The sequence below is a fragment of the Shewanella schlegeliana genome (genome assembly GCF_016765635.1).
Lineage (GTDB): Bacteria > Pseudomonadota > Gammaproteobacteria > Enterobacterales > Shewanellaceae > Shewanella > Shewanella schlegeliana.
In genome coordinates this window covers 1-19,148 of record NZ_JAESVD010000005.1, presented here as the reverse complement: position 1 = coordinate 19,148, position 19,148 = coordinate 1, and the positions used below count along the sequence as shown (strand labels likewise).

Annotated in this window: 12 protein-coding genes and 1 riboswitch; of the genes, 8 read left to right on the top strand and 4 right to left on the bottom strand. The window is 44.4% G+C overall.

The features are described 5' to 3' along the window. Together JMA39_RS09605 and JMA39_RS09600 are read right to left on the bottom strand one after the other, a co-directional pair. A complete protein-coding gene (locus tag JMA39_RS09605) occupies positions 1 to 3,033 on the bottom strand; it encodes an amidohydrolase family protein (protein ID WP_202721671.1) in 3,033 nt (1,010 codons plus the stop codon). A 156-nt stretch (positions 3,034 to 3,189) separates the two neighbouring features. Continuing rightward, on the bottom strand, positions 3,190 to 3,582 hold the full coding sequence (locus tag JMA39_RS09600; protein ID WP_202721670.1) for an H-NS histone family protein: 393 nt from the start codon (positions 3,580 to 3,582) through the stop codon (positions 3,190 to 3,192). Positions 3,583 to 3,928: 346 nt separating this feature from the next. Between JMA39_RS09600 and JMA39_RS09595 the strand changes: the two genes are divergently transcribed. The 3 genes from JMA39_RS09595 to JMA39_RS09585 all read left to right on the top strand — a co-directional run bounded on the left by JMA39_RS09595 (position 3,929) and on the right by JMA39_RS09585 (position 7,680). Next, on the top strand, positions 3,929 to 4,678 hold the full coding sequence (locus JMA39_RS09595) for an electron transfer flavoprotein subunit beta/FixA family protein (protein WP_202721669.1): 750 nt from the start codon (positions 3,929 to 3,931) through the stop codon (positions 4,676 to 4,678). Beyond that, positions 4,678 to 5,601: an electron transfer flavoprotein subunit alpha/FixB family protein gene (locus JMA39_RS09590; RefSeq protein WP_202721668.1), complete on the top strand. Its 924-nt coding sequence runs from the start codon at positions 4,678 to 4,680 to the stop codon at positions 5,599 to 5,601. The genes JMA39_RS09595 and JMA39_RS09590 overlap by 1 nt, the downstream gene beginning before the upstream one ends. Before the next feature lie 196 nt (positions 5,602 to 5,797). Beyond that, positions 5,798 to 6,019, top strand: a riboswitch (Lysine riboswitch). An 80-nt stretch (positions 6,020 to 6,099) separates the two neighbouring features. Further along, positions 6,100 to 7,680, top strand: a complete 1,581-nt coding sequence (locus JMA39_RS09585) for a Na+/H+ antiporter NhaC family protein (RefSeq protein WP_202721667.1) — start codon at positions 6,100 to 6,102, stop codon at positions 7,678 to 7,680. Positions 7,681 to 7,892: 212 nt separating this feature from the next. Here JMA39_RS09585 and JMA39_RS09580 read toward each other — a convergent pair whose 3' ends face one another. Next, a complete protein-coding gene (locus JMA39_RS09580; protein ID WP_202721666.1) occupies positions 7,893 to 10,028 on the bottom strand; it encodes a M3 family metallopeptidase in 2,136 nt (711 codons plus the stop codon). Positions 10,029 to 10,405: 377 nt separating this feature from the next. On the opposite strand from JMA39_RS09580, the gene JMA39_RS09575 reads away from it, so the two are divergent. The 4 genes from JMA39_RS09575 (at position 10,406) to JMA39_RS09560 (ending at position 14,662) form a co-directional block, all read left to right on the top strand. Beyond that, positions 10,406 to 10,984: a thymidine kinase gene (locus JMA39_RS09575; RefSeq protein WP_202721665.1), complete on the top strand. Its 579-nt coding sequence runs from the start codon at positions 10,406 to 10,408 to the stop codon at positions 10,982 to 10,984. Between the two features lie 405 nt (positions 10,985 to 11,389). After that, complete coding sequence (locus JMA39_RS09570; RefSeq protein ID WP_202721664.1) at positions 11,390 to 12,757, top strand: DUF3137 domain-containing protein; 1,368 nt, start codon at positions 11,390 to 11,392, stop codon at positions 12,755 to 12,757. Further along, on the top strand, positions 12,744 to 14,006 hold the full coding sequence (locus JMA39_RS09565; RefSeq protein WP_202721663.1) for a DUF3137 domain-containing protein: 1,263 nt from the start codon (positions 12,744 to 12,746) through the stop codon (positions 14,004 to 14,006). Before JMA39_RS09570 ends, JMA39_RS09565 begins: the two co-directional genes overlap by 14 nt. An 89-nt stretch (positions 14,007 to 14,095) precedes the next feature. Next, positions 14,096 to 14,662: a LemA family protein gene (locus tag JMA39_RS09560; RefSeq protein ID WP_202721662.1), complete on the top strand. Its 567-nt coding sequence runs from the start codon at positions 14,096 to 14,098 to the stop codon at positions 14,660 to 14,662. 881 nt (positions 14,663 to 15,543) lie between these two features. Here the strand turns inward: JMA39_RS09560 and JMA39_RS09555 are convergent. Next, positions 15,544 to 16,476 (bottom strand): helix-turn-helix domain-containing protein, encoded by a 933-nt coding sequence (locus JMA39_RS09555; RefSeq protein ID WP_202721661.1) that lies wholly within the window; start codon positions 16,474 to 16,476, stop codon positions 15,544 to 15,546. A 309-nt stretch (positions 16,477 to 16,785) separates the two neighbouring features. Here JMA39_RS09555 and JMA39_RS09550 point away from each other — a divergent pair, with 309 nt between their 5' ends. Further along, positions 16,786 to 18,681 carry an Ig-like domain-containing protein gene (locus JMA39_RS09550; protein ID WP_202721660.1) on the top strand — a complete coding sequence of 632 codons (1,896 nt, stop codon included), beginning with the start codon at positions 16,786 to 16,788 and terminating at the stop codon, positions 18,679 to 18,681. The last annotated feature ends 467 nt before the right edge of the window (positions 18,682 to 19,148 follow it).

The following is a 19,148-nucleotide window of genomic DNA, read 5'->3' as shown; positions in this document are numbered from 1 at the left end:
TTACAGTGCTCCTTTAGCCGATTGCTGCCAGGCGTTGAAATGGGTATCACAGTGCCACTCTGGCTCGGTTAGCTCCATCGGTGTTTCACCCTGTTTATGGGCATCGTCGCTTAGTAGTACCTTTTGAATGAGGGCGGCGCGCTCTTGAGTGACCTTAGTTTGCAGGGCCTTATCTTGTTCACGGCTGAAGTAACGGCGACCAGCAATCCAGGTGGAGTCGACCTTGGCATACACTGAAAGTGGCGTATTGTCCCAAAGCACAACATCGGCTTGCTTACCTTCGACTAGTGAGCCAACTTGCTCTTGGATCCCGAGTTGAATTGCTGGGTTAATGGTGATCATCTTCCACGCATCCTCAGCTGACATACCGCAATACATCATAGATTTAGCAGCCTCTTGGTTAAGGCGGCGCTGCATCTCATAGTCGTCAGAGTTGATACTGGTGAGTACGCCTTTGTCCTGCATCAAGCAAGTGTTTTGTGGAATCGCATCGTAAACCTCAAACTTGTAGGCCCACCAGTCAGAGAAGGTAGAGGCGTGGGCGCCGTGTTTGGCCATCTCATCGGCGACCTTGTAGCCCTCAAGAATGTGGGTAAAGGTGCTGACCTTGAAGTTGTAAGCTTCGGCTAGACGCAGGAACATCAAGATTTCAGATTGCACATAAGAGTGAATGTGGATGTTGCGAGTTTGCTCTAGCACCTCGGCAACTGCCTCTAAGCGGTAGTTATACTGCGGCGCGACTGTGCGTCTACGCTCGCTTGAGCGCATCTTGTTATAATCGGCTTGCGCCTTACGATAGGCGAGCGCTTCATTAAAGGCCTCGCTAAACAGCGACTTTACACCGATACGGCTCTGGGGGAAGCGATGGGTAAAGTCATCTCCCCAGTTACTCTGTTTAACATTTTCACCTAAGGCGAACTTAATGCTCGCTGGCGCACCCTCAAACTTAAGCTGCTGGGCATTATCGCCCCACTTTAGTTGAATGATCTGCGCCTGGCCGCCAATGGGGTTAGCACTACCGTGAAGAATTTGCGCCGTGGTGACACCGCCCGCGAGGCCACGATAGATAGCAATATCGTCGGGGTTGATAACATCGCCAATACGCACCTCTGAGGTTATAGCATCGCTGCCCTCGTTAGTGCCGCCATTGAGTGCAATGTGCGAATGCTCATCGATAATGCCTGCGGTGACATGTTTACCCGTGGCATCGATAATCGTGTATCCCGATGGTGTTTTAAGAGCTGTGCCTATCTTTTTGATTTTTCCTCGAGAGATAATCAAGTCGCTATTTTCTAATATGCCGCTGCTATCTGAGGTCCAGATAGTGGCATTTTTAAGGTGTACTTTATCTTGCGCTGGACGCTCACTGAGACCATAGGCGACATTCGGTGACGTGAGTCTAGAGATAAGCGCTGCTTGAGTGGTTTTTTCCTGCTTATCTACGGGCTTTATTGGCTCAAGTGTGATGCCACCGAAGGGGTGCATTTGATTATTACTGTCGAGCAGCCTGCCAGTGAGCCCTTGGTTATCTAACCAAAGAGTGAAGCGACTGATCCCGTTAAAGCCCGCATCAGACAGGTCGGCGCTGAAAGTGAGTCGTCCCTGCTGGTATTCAAGGTTGGCAAGCTCAATTGTATCCTCACCACTCGATAGGGTGCCAGTTAACGATGGCGATTGAGTGAGGTTAAGATCGAAGCTGAGTTCATTAAGCTGCAGTTGATAAGTGTTGTCGAGTAGCTCTAGGTCGCGATTAATGAGCTGGCGTTCTTCACCCTGTAACCAGATACTGACAATTTTCCCCTCATCGAAGATATTGCCATCGGTGATCACCAAGTCCGCCATAAAGCCGGGCTCTAGCTTACCAGCCAAATGTTCGATCCCCGCTATTTCAGCCGCATCGGTCGTTAAGGCGGCGAGAGCTGCGTCTTCTGATAAACCTCTTGTGAGTGCCAGTTTTAATCTTGGCCAGAACTTATCTGACTCTATTCCATATTGTGTTAATGCGAATGGTATTTCAGCAGCTTCAACCATGGCTAAATTACTCGGTGCACGTTCCCAATGTCTTAAAGAAGCTAGGCTGACTTCGCGTTCACTGTCACCGTCAGTTATTTCTGGCGCAGCAGGATAATTAAGTGGCAGAACGAGGCTAAAGGGTGAGGACTTTAATTCAATTAATCTCGCATATTCGCGACCATTGCCAATTAGACTGCCACTTAATTCATATTCGTTTAATAATTGAGCTGCCCTAAGCTGGTTATTGAGGTTTTTCGTTTCAAAGATGAAGTTTTGTTTTTTGGCATCAGCTAATCGCTCTAATGCGATATTAAATTCAACAGCCTTTCCTGAGCTCTTATTTTTATTTTGGTTATACCATTTAGCATCGGCGAAGGTCTGTCTGATTAATGCCATACTGCCCATTAAAGATTGTGGGTAATCTTGAACGGATGAACCTTTGTTAAAGGCCATAAATTGGCTTGTTTGAGCATTATAAATAACATCGTTTGCTTTCTTATCCGCTAACGATAATGTCACTCCTTGACCACGAAATATGCCATCTAAATAACTCGATTGAACGCTGGTAAAACCATTATCAATCCACTTCTTTGCTTGCTCTTTATCTGGATAAACATAATTAAACCATTGCATCTGTGAATGGATTGCGCCATTGCTCGCATTACCTCCGATGCGCTTTATCTCATATACGGGGCCAGATTTATCTTCAGCCTCTCTTTCATAGTCGATAGCATATTCTGTGAAAGGGTCAATAAAGCCTGAATATATAGTATGCCCCGACAGATCAATTTCAAATGCATCCTTAGGAATATCATTATCTTTGATAATTGCTTTAATTTTTCTGTTTTCAATCAGCAGGGTAGCATCGGTTAGTAGTTCACCCGGTGCCAGCATTAGGTTTGCATGAGTTAATGCTGTGAGCCTAGGGGTATTGTCAGACAGTTGCTCATTAGCCAATAGTGCTTGGCTGCATAACAAGCTAAGTAAAGCGATAGGGGTTTTGATTATATGTTTACGCATTATTCTACTTATTATTGTTAGATAAACAGGAAAATGATGAGCATATCCTAACTTATTAACAATGACTAAGCAGTAATTGTAACGATAGATGTGATTTTTTTAACTTTAAAACGAAAAAGCCCCGCAATTGCGAGGCTCTTTATGGAAAACTTGATATTAGATCAAGAAATCTTCCATTGTACGACCTTTTTCAAGCTCGTTCTTAAATACGGTTGGCATACGGCCTTGGCCTGTCCACTGTACCATTTCGCCATCAACTTCAATTTGATATTTAGCTGGACGAGGAGCACGCTTCTTAGGAGCGGCTTTAACTGCAGCACCACCAATATCATCTACAGATAAACCGATAGCTTCCATTTGCTTACGGATCTCTTCGATTTTAGCATTACGCTCAGCCATAGCTTCTTGTTCTGCGGCTTCTTGAGAAGATTTTTCTTCAATAATTTTTTCAAGCTTTACTGATAGCTCTTTTAAATCATTAAGTGATAACTCTTTCACTGCGGCTTTAAAACGACGACCGTGGGTCAATATTTCAAGAAAATCGCTCATAATTATTCAAATCCAATTAATAATAAGATGGTGATAACAATATTGCCTTAAATAATAGAAACTATTTAGCCTATGATCAAATATTATTTTTGAATTATTTATTCTTTTAATTCGTTAATTGGAATGACAGAACTAATATAAAGCGTTAATAAATGTTTTCTGTCTGTTTATATCAGGCAATGGCTATGTACGACTCATTACCGATGAACGGGTGTTTGAAAGCTAGTTGACGTTAACGTTAACAGCACGTAAAGTGACTCTAATTTCGGTAATAGTCGCATGTGCGTTATACCTGTGGCTCGTTACTTAACTTCGAACATTATAAGAGACGTAAGAAGGAAGCCCTATGAAAGTATTGGTGCCAGTTAAACGTGTCGTCGATGCCAATGTAAAAGTCAGGGTTAACGCTGATAATACTGGCGTTGATACCGCAAACCTAAAAATGGCGATTAACCCTTTTTGTGAAATTGCCGTTGAAGAAGCCGTTCGTTTAAAGGAAGCAGGAAGCGCCTCTGAAATTGTCGTATTAAGTATCGGGCCAAAAGCCTCTCAGGAGCAGCTTAGAACTGCGCTAGCCTTGGGAGCCGATCGCGCCATTCATATCGAGACTGATGAAGAGTTAGTACCACTATCGATTGCTAAGCTAATCCATGCCGTGCAGCAAAAAGAGCAGGCAGAATTGGTGATCTTAGGCAAGCAGTCAATTGACGGCGATAATAATCAAACCGGACAGATGCTTGCTGCGCTTGCAAAGATGCCACAAGCCACGTTTGCTTCTGAAGTGAAGCTCGACGGCGATAAACTTGTCGTAATCCGAGAAATTGATGGTGGTCTGCAAACCATTCATTTGCCATTACCTGCAGTTGTTACTGCAGATCTTCGTTTGAACGAGCCACGTTACGCCAAGCTTCCTAATATTATGAAAGCCAAGCGTAAGCCTCTAGAGACACTTAGCCCAGCAGATTTTGATGTCACCCTTAAGTCACATCAGACAATCGTTAAGGTTACCCCACCTGCTGAGCGCAGTGGTGGTGTGATGGTTGCGTCTGTTGAAGAGTTGGTTGAAAAGTTAAAGAATGAAGCGAAGGTGATCTAATGGCAATTTTAGTATTAGCAGAACACGATAACGCCAGTTTAAAGCTTGATACCGCGAAGGTGGTTGCATGTGGTCAAGCGATTGGTGGAGAGATCGACGTATTAGTTGTTGGGCATAATTGCGATAGCGTCGCTAGCGAAGCACAAAAGCTTGCTGGTGTACGTAATGTCTTAGTTGCCGACTCTGCATCTTACGCTAACCACCTCGCTGAAAATATTTCAGAGCTGATGGTTGGAATCGCATCTGATTATGAGCACGTTTTAGCACCAGCCTCGAGTTTCGGTAAAGATGTGTTGCCGCGCGTAGCTGCACTGTTGGATGTGTCTCAACTTTCAGAAGTGATTGAAGTGGTCAGCAGTGACACATTTGTTCGTCCTATCTACGCAGGTAGCGTGCTCGCGACAGTACAAAGCTTAGATGATAAGAAAGTGATGACAGTTCGCTCGAGTGCATTTGATGCGGTTGCATCGGGTGGCAATGCTGAGCGTGTGGTCCTAACACAAGATGTTGCACCACAGGTTGAGTTTGTTGAGCAGAGCCTTACTGAATCTGAGCGCCCAGAGCTTGGTAGTGCATCGGTTGTGGTATCTGGCGGTCGCGCACTGGGTAATAGTGAAAACTTTGCTCTGCTCGAGCAGCTAGCAGATAAACTCGGTGGCGCTGTTGGTGCATCCCGTGCTGCAGTGGACGCTGGTTTTGTACCTAACGATTTGCAAGTGGGTCAGACGGGTAAGATTGTCGCGCCAGATCTCTATATCGCCGTCGGGATCTCTGGGGCGATTCAGCACCTTGCTGGTATGAAGGACTCGAAGGTGATTGTGGCAATCAATAAAGATCCTGAGGCCCCAATATTCCAAGTTGCCGATTACGGTCTAGAGGCGGATTTGTTTGACGCCGTGCCGCAATTATTAGCCCAGCTTTAAGAGCACAGCAGTCAAGTCACTTGCTCTGAGCTAAGTCTTAAATGTTTTATTTTAGTATTAGCTTTGTTAATAGGTAGTAAGTTGGCTTGGTATTGTTGGTGATCTGTGTCACGATAAGCGGCTTTAGGGTAGCATCCCTAAAGCCGCTTATGTTTTTATGTCTGTCACGCTTTTTGAGCTAGTCTTAAATTGCGTCCTGAGAAGTAGAGGTGCATTAAATATCAGTATCGATAAGTAGGGTGATGCCGCTGATCTATCGAGAAAGGATTTAATGCCGAAGTGACATAGCATATCGGGGCTAGTTGCTGGGGCTGTGACCAAATAGGGGCAGCACTGCCATAGTATTTCTTATCCGGAAGATAAGAAGATTTATATTGATGACTAACCATCAATATTACTATGGAGCGCTACTGATAGGACAGGTGTAATCAGATATCTATTGCTATATCCCACCAGTTCAGTCGCCCTCCATTCGTACTTAGCGAAGAAAATAACTAAATGACAATTATAAGCTATGCCGATTCGGCTCTGTCGCTGCTGCCTCCGGTAGTCGCAATTGTACTGGCGATGTTAACGCGTCGTGTTTTACTCTCTTTGGGTGTGGGAATTGTGTTGGGCGCGCTGCTGCTTACCGATTTCTCTGCCACGCAAAGCGCACAATACCTAGGCGAGAAAGTCTCCGCTCTCGTTTGGGATGATGGCGCCTTTAATAGCTGGAACCTCTATATTCTTGGTTTCTTAGTATTGCTTGGGATGATTACCGCACTTATCACGGTAAGTGGTTCGGCAAGAGCCTTTGCTGATTGGGCGCGTACTCGTATCCGCAATAAGCGTGATGCTAAACTCCTCACCATGTTTTTAGGTTGTGTGGTGTTTATTGATGACTACTTCAACAGCTTAGTTGTCGGTAGCGTCGCAAGACCACTGACCGACCGTTACTACATCTCTCGTAGTAAGTTAGCTTACTTGCTCGATTCGACTGCCGCACCTATCTGTGTGATCTCGCCAGTATCGAGCTGGGGAGCCTATATCATCGCTCTTATTGGCGGTATTTTGACGGCACATGGCTTCACCGATACTGGACACTTAAGCGTGTTCGTAGAGATGATCCCAATGAATTTCTATGCGATTTTTGCACTTCTATTGCTACTTTGTGTTGCCTTGATGGGACTGGATATTGGTCCAATGCGTCAACATGAGCTCAATGCGCAAAAGGGCGATCTTTATGACAAATCAAAAGGTTTGCCACCTGGCGCAAACTCAGGTTTACCAGAGGCTGACACAGGTAAGGTGATGGGATTATTCTTACCTATCGTGGTATTAGTGTTTGCGACTTTCTACTTTATGGTGAGCAGCGGCGCTGATGCCTTAGTCGCTAAAGGTCAGGAATTTAGCCTGATTGGTGCATTCGAAAATACCGATGTGGGTTCATCACTGTTCTTCGGTGCGTTAATTGGCTTAGTGGTAACACTAGGTTTAGTTATCTACCAAGGCGTAGCTAAGTCGATGATCGGCAAAGGCCTGTTTGAAGGCGCGAAGTCTATGCTACCCGCTATCTATATCTTGCTATTTGCGTGGACGATTGCAGGTGTTATTGGCCAGTTAGAAACGGGTAAGTATATGGCGAGCCTAGCAACGGGTAACATTCCATTTGCCATGTTACCTGCGGTGCTATTCATTCTTGCTGGCTTAACGGCTTTCTCTACGGGAACGAGCTGGGGTACCTTCGGTATTATGTTACCTATCGCAGCCGATATGGCAATGGGTAGCCACATGGGCATGATGTTACCTATGCTAGCGGCGGTACTTGCGGGTGCTGTATTTGGAGATCACTGCTCGCCAATCTCCGATACCACAATTTTGTCATCGACTGGTGCAAACTGCCACCATATCGATCACGTGATGACCCAGCTTCCATACGCATTAATCGTTGCGGGGATCAGCTTGGTGGGTTATTTAGTGCTTGGCTTCACAGAGTCGGTTACTGCTGGCTTAATTGCATGTAGCGTACTGTTTGTTATCAGTATCATTCTACTGCGCATCAAGGCTTGTTCGCCTGATGCTCAATGCAAGCAATAGCAAGTTGTTAATCGATTTAGTCATGACCGAATGGTGATGTAGAAAAACGAAAGGCAATTTATTCGTTAACGATAGTCATCTGTTAAAGACAGTCATTAGCAAAAAAAAATCCGCTCTGTTTAGAGCGGATTTTTTGTTTTCAGGCGTTTGGCTTGTGCTTCGTACTCATCCTATGGACTGATGAGCTTAATACAAAGCTATAGGGCGATAGCCTAGTTTAAGCCGCGACGCTTAAGTAGCGCCTCGGTAGTTGGCTCTTGGCCTCTAAAGGCTTTATAAGCATCCATAGGGGCGACAGTATTGCCCACTTCACGGATTGTTTTTCTAAACTTCATACCAATCTCGCGATCTAACCCGCCTTGTGTTTGCACATAAGCAAAGGCATCGGCGGCTAAGATTTCACTCCACATATAGGCGTAGTAGCTTGCCGAGTAGCCTCCTGGGAAGGCGTGAGCGAAGTAGGCTGACTTATAGCGTGGTGGCACGGCAGGTAAGTCGACCCCATGCTTCTTAAGCGCTGCTGCTTCAAAGCTGGCGACATCTTGCAATGGTGCTCCGGCCTTAAGAGTATGCCACTCTAAGTCCACAAGCGCCGCAGACATATACTCTAAGGTATCGAAGCCTTGGTTAAAGCTACGAGACTTAAGCAGCTTACCGAGCAACTCCTGTGGAATAGGCTCACCCGTTTCGTAATGTTTAGCGTAGTTCGCGAGCACTTTAGGGTGGGCGGCCCAGTCTTCTTCAAAAGTTGATGGGAACTCAACAAAGTCGCGTGACACCGAAGTTCCTGACAGAGTCGGATAGGTGACTTTCGAGAACATACCGTGAGTGCCGTGGCCCATCTCATGGAACATGGTGGTCACTTCATCGTAACTAACAAAAGTGGGTTCACCCTCAGGTGCCTTCTTAATGTTCATTACGTTAACCACAACCGGCTTGCTATTTAGTAATTCTGACTGAGTCACGAACGAGCTCATCCATGCACCGCCGCGCTTACCTTCACGAGAGAAGTAGTCTGCATAGAAGATGGCCATACTGGTGCCATCTTCATCGAACATCTCATAAGCTTTTACATCTTCATGGTACACAGGAAGATCAGGGCGTGGCTTTAGGGTGACCCCATACAGCTCTTTTAAGGTAAAGAACACGCCGTCTTCCAACACGCGGTCGAACTCGAAATAGGGACGAATTGCACTTTCATCTAAATCGAACTTCTCTTTACGAACAAGTTCGGCATAGTAGGCCCAATCCCAAGGTGCTAGCTCAAAGTCACCACCGGTTTTGTCGATCATCAATTGAATATCGGCCGCTTCCTTTTGGGTGTTTTTGACAACGGCTGGCACCATAGAGCCAAACATCTTATAAACCGCTTCAGGTGTCTTAGCCATCTGTGGTTCTAGGCGATACTCAGCCCAGTTGTCATACCCGAGTAACTGGGCTCGTTCGGCGCGGAGTTGGGCGAGACGGGCAACCAGTGATGCGGTTTCATTTTCACCCTCAAGGCCACGGTCGGCAGAGGCTTGCCAGATCTGTTGACGTAACTCTCTATCCTGTAGCTGTGTGAGTACAGGTTGGCGAGTGGTGTTTGTGATATTGAGTTGGTACTTGCCTTCATGGCCATTTGCTTTGGCATCGATAGCGGCGGCTTTAATAGCACTGTCAGATAAGCCTGCAAGTTGCGCCTTGCTATCAATGATAACGGCAATCTCTTTGGTTTGGCGCATTAGGCGTTGAGCAAACTCGTTAGTTAGTGTTGATTGTTCTTCGTTAAGTACGCGGATCTGCTGTTTTTGCTCTTCGGTGAGTTTCGCACCAGCGCGAACAAAGCGTTTATAGTAAACCTCGACTAAGCGATTCTCTTCTGCCGATAAGCCTAAGTTAGCGCGCTGGTTATAGAGGGTCTCTATTCGCTTAAATAGTTCAGGATTAAGGTTAATATTGTCTGAGTGTGCGGCCATTTTTGGCGCCATCTCACCTTGAACTTTGCGCAGTTCCGAATTGCTGTTTGAACCCGTTAGATTATAGAAAACCTTTGAAGTGCGGTTGAGAAGTGTTCCGCTTTTCTCCATCGCTACGATAGTGTTTTCAAATGTCGCTGCTTGCGGGTTGTTAGCGATCGTTAAGATCTCTTGATAATGCTCTTTAATCCCACGCTCTAATGCAGGCTGAAAATGCTCATCCTTAATTAGAGTGAAGTCTGGCGCTTCATATTGTAGTTTACTCGCTTGTAAGAATGGGTTTTGTGTTTGCACCATCTCTACATTTGAGTGTTGAGTCGGAGTAGTCGATGAGCAGCCGCTCAAGGCTAAGGTTGCGGCAATGGCCGCGGCAACGAGTGTCTTATGCATAGATTTTTGACTTCCTTTATTATAATTGTGCTTCTAATCTAATATTTTGGTATTAAAAGTGTCTTAATCTGATTGATTTTGTGCGTCAATGCAGTGTTTTGTGTGAGTTTTGTAGTGTTTGTCACATAATGCGGTTTAGGTTAACTTGATGTTTACAGTGGGGTTATAAACTTAACTGCACCGAGGGTAGTGATATTTTGGTATTTAAGTTGAATTCCAAGTCGTACTCGCTAAATTACAGTGAAAAGTAAGTATTTTGTCATACACAGTTTTTTTATCGAATTATGACTAATATCGGCCACTGAACCGTGTGTAGGATGATTTTTTATCGAAAATGGTGCTAAACTAGCGGCGAATTCACCTTTAAGGATTTTAGTTTGGCGCAGCTCTATTTTTATTACTCAGCAATGAATGCGGGTAAATCAACTTCGTTATTGCAGTCTTCTTATAACTATCGTGAACGCGGTATGAATACCTTAGTAATGACGGCGTCAATTGATGACAGATATGGCGTGGGTAAAGTTGCTTCTCGTATCGGTATTGAAACCGATGCCCAGGTGTTTGGTTGTAATGACAATCTAACAGAGATGGTGCGTGCCAGTCTTGCAGAGCAAACATTACACTGTATCTTAATCGATGAATCACAGTTCTTAAGTAAAGAGCAGGTAAAGCAGTTGACCTACGTGGTCGATGTGCTCGATATCCCTGTACTTTGTTATGGCTTGAAAACCGATTTCCAGGGTGAGTTATTTAGCGGTAGCCAGTATTTACTTGCTTGGGCAGACAAGCTAGTCGAGCTTAAAACTATCTGTCATTGCGGCCGTAAGGCCAACATGGTGGTGCGCCTCGATGGTAATGGTAAGCCGATGCGTGAAGGTGAGCAGGTGGCTATTGGCGGCAATGAGAGCTACGAGTCAGTATGCCGTAAGCACTTTAGAGAATTTATCTGGGACTAAGTTTTACTGAGTCCAGAAATAAAAAAGGCTAACGCTGTTATGGTGTTAGCCTTTTTTAATGCCTATTTACTTGAGATAAGATTATAAATGGAGCTTTGCTACAGCATCTTATTTACAAGCAAGTTGCTCCTACTCAGAACTGTCCAACAAGAGCTAGCTAACAAGAGATGTCTGAACATGATTAAGGGATTAAGAAGCTTGCTCATTTTCTACAGTATATCGGTGCGGCCCCTTTTATCGCATCTTGAGTATTACTGAGTTTGACTAAAACAGAATAATTAAAAACTTGAACATAATTATAGAGTAAGCGACTTAAGTCTCTGTCGTTATGGTCGCTTTTCAGTATAATCCGCCATATTTTTTGCCTTAAGGCCTGTTGTTGACCTAATTGTAAAAGGACTCTCAATGCAGCATAACCGATTGGTCGCACAACATATCGACAAGCTTCGCAAAGATGTTGACGCCGCTACCTCTCAAGATGAGCTTCTCGAAGTCATCACCCAAGTTAAACACCACCCAGGACCGTTAGATTACCGCGATAAGATAACGCACGGCATTAAGTGGTTATTGGTTACAGCCAGCGTCTTGTGCATCATTCTCATATTCATGCGCCTTGGTTATGACGAGATTGAAATGCTAGCCAAGCTTATTATCGATGACTCTTGTTATTGGCTCCCAGTCGCGCTGAGCACATTGTTAGTCAGTTTTTGCCACGAGCGCGGTTGGCTGCCTGTACCTATGCCTGTTAACTTTGCACTGCTGGTAGCGGCAATGGTTGCTGTTACGCTATATGTACCTGAGTGGCCGAAAATCTATTGGGCGCTGATGTATGGCTTTGGCTATGTGATTAGTGTAGGCGAAATTGACGATCATCAATTTTCATTGTGGTTTGTGTTGGTTATTGCCAGCTCACTCACTTGGGTGTGGCTGGATTATCGTGCCAATTGGCGTAAACACCTTTCAGATAAAATATTCCTGCGAGACGCGCTATTTAATAATGGCTTAAAAGAAACTAAGCTTGCAGCGGAAGATAAAGCCAGTGCGCTCGAAAAGCAGTTTGCAGAGTTTCGTCGCGGTAATGGCACCCGTGATATACAACAGATGTTTGAGGGGCATTATCAAGGCGAGCAGCACAGCTTTAGCTATAAGCTTTATCACTTTCAATATACGGTAAAACGCAGCCAAACTAGCTCTGATGGTAATGGTGGTTATAAAACCAAGACCGTGTATGAAGACCGTCATCGTTACGGCATTTTACTCGACTTTCCTTTTACTAAAGGCTTATGTATCGATGCCGAGGATGAGGTAAAGCTAAAAGGCTCGGTTTATGCAGAAAAGTATCACACAGAATCGAATGCATTTAATGATATTTTTCGAGTACAGGCCTGCGATAAACTCACCGCGGCACGCTTTTTAACCCCTGCGATGATTGAAACGCTACTCGATCTCAATCGTCACTTTATCTCGCCTATGGTGGAGATTTCTCCACAAGGGCGCTTATGTATTGCCTCTACCAGTAAGTTGATTATTGAAAAGCGTAAGCATTCACTGGTAAAACCGGATGAATTTTATCAGGAAATCGCCGGGCATACCGAGTTGGTACGGGTACAGCGATTGCTTGAGGTGATTCATGATCTAATGCGCCTATCTGATAATAATTTTGCAAGTGATACCCGTTTTATTAGCGATACACATAAAGCCGCCAATCTCACAGCAGTAACACAAGCAACACCAATAAAAGATACGGAGAACAACACTCATGCTTGCTCATAATGCTCAAGTGACTCGCAATATTGCTGCTATCCGTAGTGATGTCGATGCAGCAAAGAGCCAAGAGGACTTGATTGCATTAGTGCAAAGGGTCGAGCAGCACAAGGGACCGCTCGATTATAGTGATAACTGGTATCGTTTTTTCTGCGCGATTTCGCTGTTCTTTGCCTTACTGCCTATCGCTTTCGAGCTGGGCTTAGTGGTACCAGACTTTGTGATGCAAATTCTCAGCGGGGCACTTCGCTACAGCGTGGTTTGGTATCCGATGTTAGTGCTCGCAACGCTGACTCGTTATTTTGAGGATAAAGGTAAGCGCTTACCTATTCCTGGCCCTATATGGGGCAGAATGCTGCTGATGGCGGCTGTGGGCGCTGGGCTCAATCTGATCCCCCAATGGCCATATTGGTATTGGGATCTTTATTTCGATAGCTTGGCCTCATTTTTAGGCTTTTGGTATCCCAGCTCAGGCTTTGCGGCGCATAATGGCGTGGTGGGTGTACTCATGCTGTTTTGGCTTCGAGGCCGGATGAAATGGCGTAACAAGTTGTCGGATAATATCTTTTTAAAAGATGCGCTATTTAATAATAACTTAGAGGCTGTACCGTTTGAGGGCAAAAAGCTGGCTAAGGAGCTTGAAGCCAGCTTTAGAGAATTTAAGCGCGGTAATGATTTGCGAGAAATTCAAAGCCTGTATAAGAGCACTTATCAAGGTGATATTCATCAGTTTGATTACCAACTCTATCGTTTTCATTACGTCATAAAGCGTACTGAAACCACCACTGACGCTAATGGTAAAACCACTACGCGGACGGTACGAGATCACTATTATCGTCACGGGGTATTGCTTGATTTTCCTTTTGCCAGTGACATGAGTATTGCCAGTGACTTTGGCATAAAGCGCCGTGGTGAACGCTATAAAAGCGCCTCTAATGCGTTTAATCGTCAATATCGAGTCTATGCCAAAGAGCCGATGACCGCAGCGCGATTATTGTCCCCTGCGATTGAAGAAAAGCTAACCGTATTTGCACAAGGGCTGAAAAAACCAGTGCTGGAATTTAGCAACCAAGGTCGGCTTTGTGTGGCGGTAACTGATGATCTATTAGCGGTAAAACGTGTGCATGGTCTAGATAACCCTAAAGCTTTTGCCGAAGAGTTAGCAGGCCATACCGAGTTAAAGCAAATGAAACAAATGCTCGGATTAGTGCACGAGATGATGCGCTATAGCGATAACAATTTTAAGGTCAGTGCTTAAAGCATTTTATTACGAGTAAAAAGCCAGTAGTAAAGATTAAAAAGCGTGAAATAAATAGAAGTTAATTAAAAGATAAAAAGGAAAGTTAAATGGATAGTTCAGTAATAGGCTTGATTGTTGTTGCCGTTGTGGTCGTCGCTATCATCATGCTGTACAACGGCATTATTGGTAAACACAATGCGGTAGATCGTGCTTGGGCGTCGGTACTGACTCAAGAGCGCCAGAAGAATAAGATAATTCCTATGGTTGAGCAGTTAGTTGAGCAATACAAACTGCACGAGTCTGAAGTGTTAACCAAAGTGACTGAACTGCGCAGCGCCATTGCGGATATGAGCGCCGGTGTTGATACCGCCAAACTAGCTGCAGCCGAGCAGCGCACTAATGAATTGATGCAAGGCCTTAAAGTCACAGTTGAAGCTTATCCTGAGCTGAAAGCTTCTGATGTATATATGAAGTTGATGGCAGAGATCAGCGAGCAGCAAGAGCAGATTGGCGCCGCGATTCGTATTTTCAACGCCAATGTAGAAGACTTTAATAACGCGATTGAGATGTTCCCCGGATCACTCATCAACAGCATGCTAGTACGTAAGCAGAAAATCGCAAGCTTTAGTGATAGCGAAGCACAGGCTGGGTTTGAGTACAAACCTAATTTATAGCCCATTGGTCTGGGCTTTAGCCCTAGTAGGGTATCAGGCTGCGTCTGAACTTAAGCAATCAAGCTGCGCTTGATAAACGTCGTGGGATTCCATCCCACACCCGGGCAAGAGGGGACAACAGCTTCCTCCTTTTGACCATTTCTTTTATAAAGAGTCCTAGCCGCCCCAAACGAAGTTGTCTCCCTCATGCTTATGGATAAATAGCTAACGCTTCCGATGGGGCATCCTGCCCCGCGAAAGCTACGCCGACATCCATGTCGGCATCACGCGACTCTGGTTTGTAAAGAGTTTCCAACGCATTTCGGCAACTCCAAAGGGGAACTGGTGTTTTCTGTGAGTTTTGTGACTCATTTTTGCTCCAAAGTGAGTTAGCCTTGGAATGAAGGTTGATTACATTATCTTTGTATCCTTGCTATGGGGTAGCCCGTCTGAACTTGAAGCTATGTAGCTATCAATCGCCTCCAGCGAGGTATGTGCAGACACTGCCGTGACACGCTGCAAGTCCATCCTTGGAAGCTCGGCCATGACGTCCATGTCATGGACGGTCACGGCCGTATCTACACTTGATAATTGGAGTAATCATTAGGTTATAGAGTTTGGTTTTCTAACTAAGAAATGCCCCAAAGCAAGCCAGAGCGAGATTGACCATGATTTGAAGCATCTGCATTTTGGCTTATTTTTCCTCATGTCTAAAGCTCAAACTCTGTGGCCAAATTTGCTAACCCAATACAGACTTTGTGCAGCCTATTTAGATTAGATCTTTGAGCAACATTGGCATTATCATCAAAATAATCAATTTAAAAGCATCTTTGTGATAAAACCTTTCCATCTCAGTGACGAGTAAGCTCAGATAAAGGTCGAGATAACTCAATGACTTTGTTTCATAATTGTTCTCTATATGCCTTCGGGGTAAGGTTAACGATATTTTTAAATAGTTTGGTAATGCCACTTTGATCTTTATAACCAAAGTCGGCGGCGGCCTTTTTTAGATTCCAGTTTTCACGTACCAATTGACTTTTGAGGCGTTGGAATTTGATTTTTTGCAGTGCTTGTGACGCCGGCACCTTGATAGTGTACAGTGTTTTTAGCAGCTGTCTTTCGCTACAACCGAGTATAAATGCAATATTGCTGATTGACAGTTGATCCGGCGGTAGCATATTGGCTGCCGCTGTGATTTGTTGCTGCACTGGTAAGGGGGTGTTGAGCTGCACATGACTAATAAGATTGCTTTCAGATGCATGCTTTTTAATGGTTACAGCGAATGCGTTAGTGTCAAAGTAGACCGTTTCAAACTTGTCCGCGTATTTACCATAAAAACGTTTATCGAAAGGCAGTTCGATATTGATATCTTGGTTTTTTAAGCTCATAAACGGCGACAAGATACTTTTAATGGTGGTGTGCAACATCAGATCACCATATTTCAATATTGCATGATTAGTGAAGCGCGGTGAAATGAGTTTGATTTCAGTATTGGTTTCTAGCAGTTGCAGCTTGGTTGAGCTTAATTTACTTGAATAGATCTTGGCAAAGCTCACCAACATTTCAGCTGGAGTTTTAGCCTGTACACCTAAAATTTTGGCCATGCTGCCTTCATCCCCATGAATATAAGGCTCTAAGTTGTTGTAAAACAGCTTGTCGTCACTGTGTTTCTCCATTGTGTCTAGGGCGGAAAAAATTGTTTGTCCACTGATGAGGTCAGTGGGTTCTAGGGTTTTGAAATGATCAAACTTTGCTGGCATCGCAAATCGTGCGCCGTCACAATAGCTTAACAATTTCTGCGTTGCCGCCGCAGGTCTAACACTATATTTAATCATAGGTATTCACCCTTACGCTAATTCAGACTGAGCCCCCCCAGACTGTGTTCATGCATATTGAACTTCTTGTGTGATAACTACCTCTTTATGGAGGTTAGCACCTAGCATTGACAATGATTGTAGCGAGATATTTTGTCACTTACCGTGTTCGCGTAAGCAAAAAGTTAAATATGTGTGCTTGGCATGTGACGTTAATCACATAAGGTATTGGGGGGACAATTTTGCTAATTGAAGCAATTTTCTGTGTCATTAACCTGTTAATAGAAGGTTTATTCAATAAGCCTATTATAAGAAGTAAAGGTGATGAACATGAGAAAATTAAGTGTAGTGTGCTTAGCAATATTACCGATAATGTTCGGTTGTAATAGTGATGATGATACGCCCGTTGAAGTGCCTGAAAACCAGGCGCCTATAGCGATGCCAGATGTTGCCACGGTGACACAAGGCAGTACCGTTGTGATTGACGTATTAGCCAATGATAGCGATCTGGATGGTGATGAGCTAACCGTGGTGTCCGCCAGTGATTTAGAAATAGACAACAACCATGTGGTGTACTATTCAGCCGATGATGACAAAGTGGGTGAGCAAACCTATAGCTATACCATTTCCGATGGCGACCTAGAGGCAAGCTCAACCATTACCATTACCGTTGAAGCCAAAGAACAACCGCCAGAACAAGAGGCTACTTTTGTTACGGCGCAAACCTGTAAGACATGCCATTCTAGCCAATACAATGAGTGGAAAGACACCACCCACGCTGACGATTATCGCAGCTTGTATACTGGTGATGCCGATAAAACCATTGAAGCAATTATTCCTGAGTTAGACTGGGGCACTGAAGCTGACCCGATAACTCATCAAATAAAATATAAAGCCAATAATAGTATTACCACATACAAAGGTGATGACGGTAAATACTATGTGATTTTGCTTGATAAAGTGAATCCTGATAATAGTAAAACTTATCGCATTGACGGTATTTCATCCACGACTTCCAAACAGTTTATCAGTTATGACTACGAGCAAAAGTCTGCCGATCCACAAGATGCCATCGGCCTTACCATGCCATTTGCTTGGGTGAACTATGAAGGCAGAAGCTACTTTAGCGGCTTCTACACCAGTTCAGTGTTTTGGAACGCTGACGGTAGCCTTAAAAAGATGGATGACGTTCATAGTAATGGTGCTATTGTCGCCGACGAGTTACATAAAATGAGCTGGGAAAACCAGTGCATGACTTGTCATACGACAGGCTCTAAGGTGATGGGCTGGGAGGAGAATGACTACTACGGCATGTTGGTGAGCAAAGGCAACATGCACAGTGGTGAAGTGGAAGATGGTATCTCCTGTGAGAAATGCCACAATGCCGGCTCTATTCATGCCACTTCGATGAATGGCGATGATATTACTAACCCAGCTAAGCTGACCTTTGAGCAGAAAAATGACAGCTGTGTGCAGTGCCACCAAATGTCGAAACATCATGATTTAAAACAATACTCGCAGTTATATCAATTTGTATTGGATGATGCAGGCAACCCAACTACTGAGCTTGGTAAGACATTTAAGGTGGGCGATCGCGTACTAGACTTCACTACCTTTGATACCCAAGGTGTATGGCTAGGTACTGATCGGATTAAAGGTCAGAAAAACTCAGTGGTCGAGTACAATGGTTCAAAACATGCTGAAATGCAGGTGGCGTGTAGTGATTGTCACAACCCACACAGCATGGAAGTTAACGCTCCTGCGGACAACCCAGATAAACTATGCCAGAACTGCCATGATAAAGGTGCCGATCATAAAATGCCGATCCACGATATGGTAGGAGCAACCTGTATGGACTGTCACTCAACAGCGATTAGCTCAGTGGCCTTTATGTGGGATAACAGCAGCCATGATTTTGAGGTGATAACACCTACTGAATCACTTGCGAACTATGATGCATTAGTGCCATATAGCCGCAATGAAGGTAGCGACCCACAGCAACAAGCTTACTTTGATATGGCTGTGAGCTGGGGACCTGCTTGTCATGCTGATGGCCCATTTGTACCAAATGCATTTGTATGTACCTCTGCTGCGGTACTGCCAAACGCCTGTGCCTCTTGCCATGATAAGGAGATGCCAACGATTGGTGTATTTGATGATGTTGAGCGTGCAAAACTGCTTAAAGGTGAAGAGCGTTATCAACGATTCTTAGACGCGTCTAAGTAGCAAAATCTCACTCTCTCCCAAAAGCCACTACTCAGTAGTGGCTTTTTTGTTTGCCCAGCAAAGCTGACAGACTGAAAGAAGTCTGTATCTCCCTGACTAAGGGGAAGGTAATATCACAACCACCTTTCTCATACTGGCAACTATCGTTTAAGGTTTCAAGATACTTTTCTTAATCTGATATAAACGCTCTAGAGTAACGGCTCTAACGCATTTTTGTCCAAAAATGAGCTAGACCTTACGTCATAACACTTGTGATCACCAAGCAATTCTGTCGTATCTTAATTACCAAGCAACTTTGTCATTGCTGTAACTACCAAGGGAAATTGACGTAACTCTTTTTTTGTGTCTTCTGAATAAATAAATTCAAAATTCAGAGGGCACTAAGGATGTTTTACATGGACTCCCAATCCCAATTCACTGTCGATATTATTTGTAAGGTTATCGATGGAAGGATCAGCATTACTAGT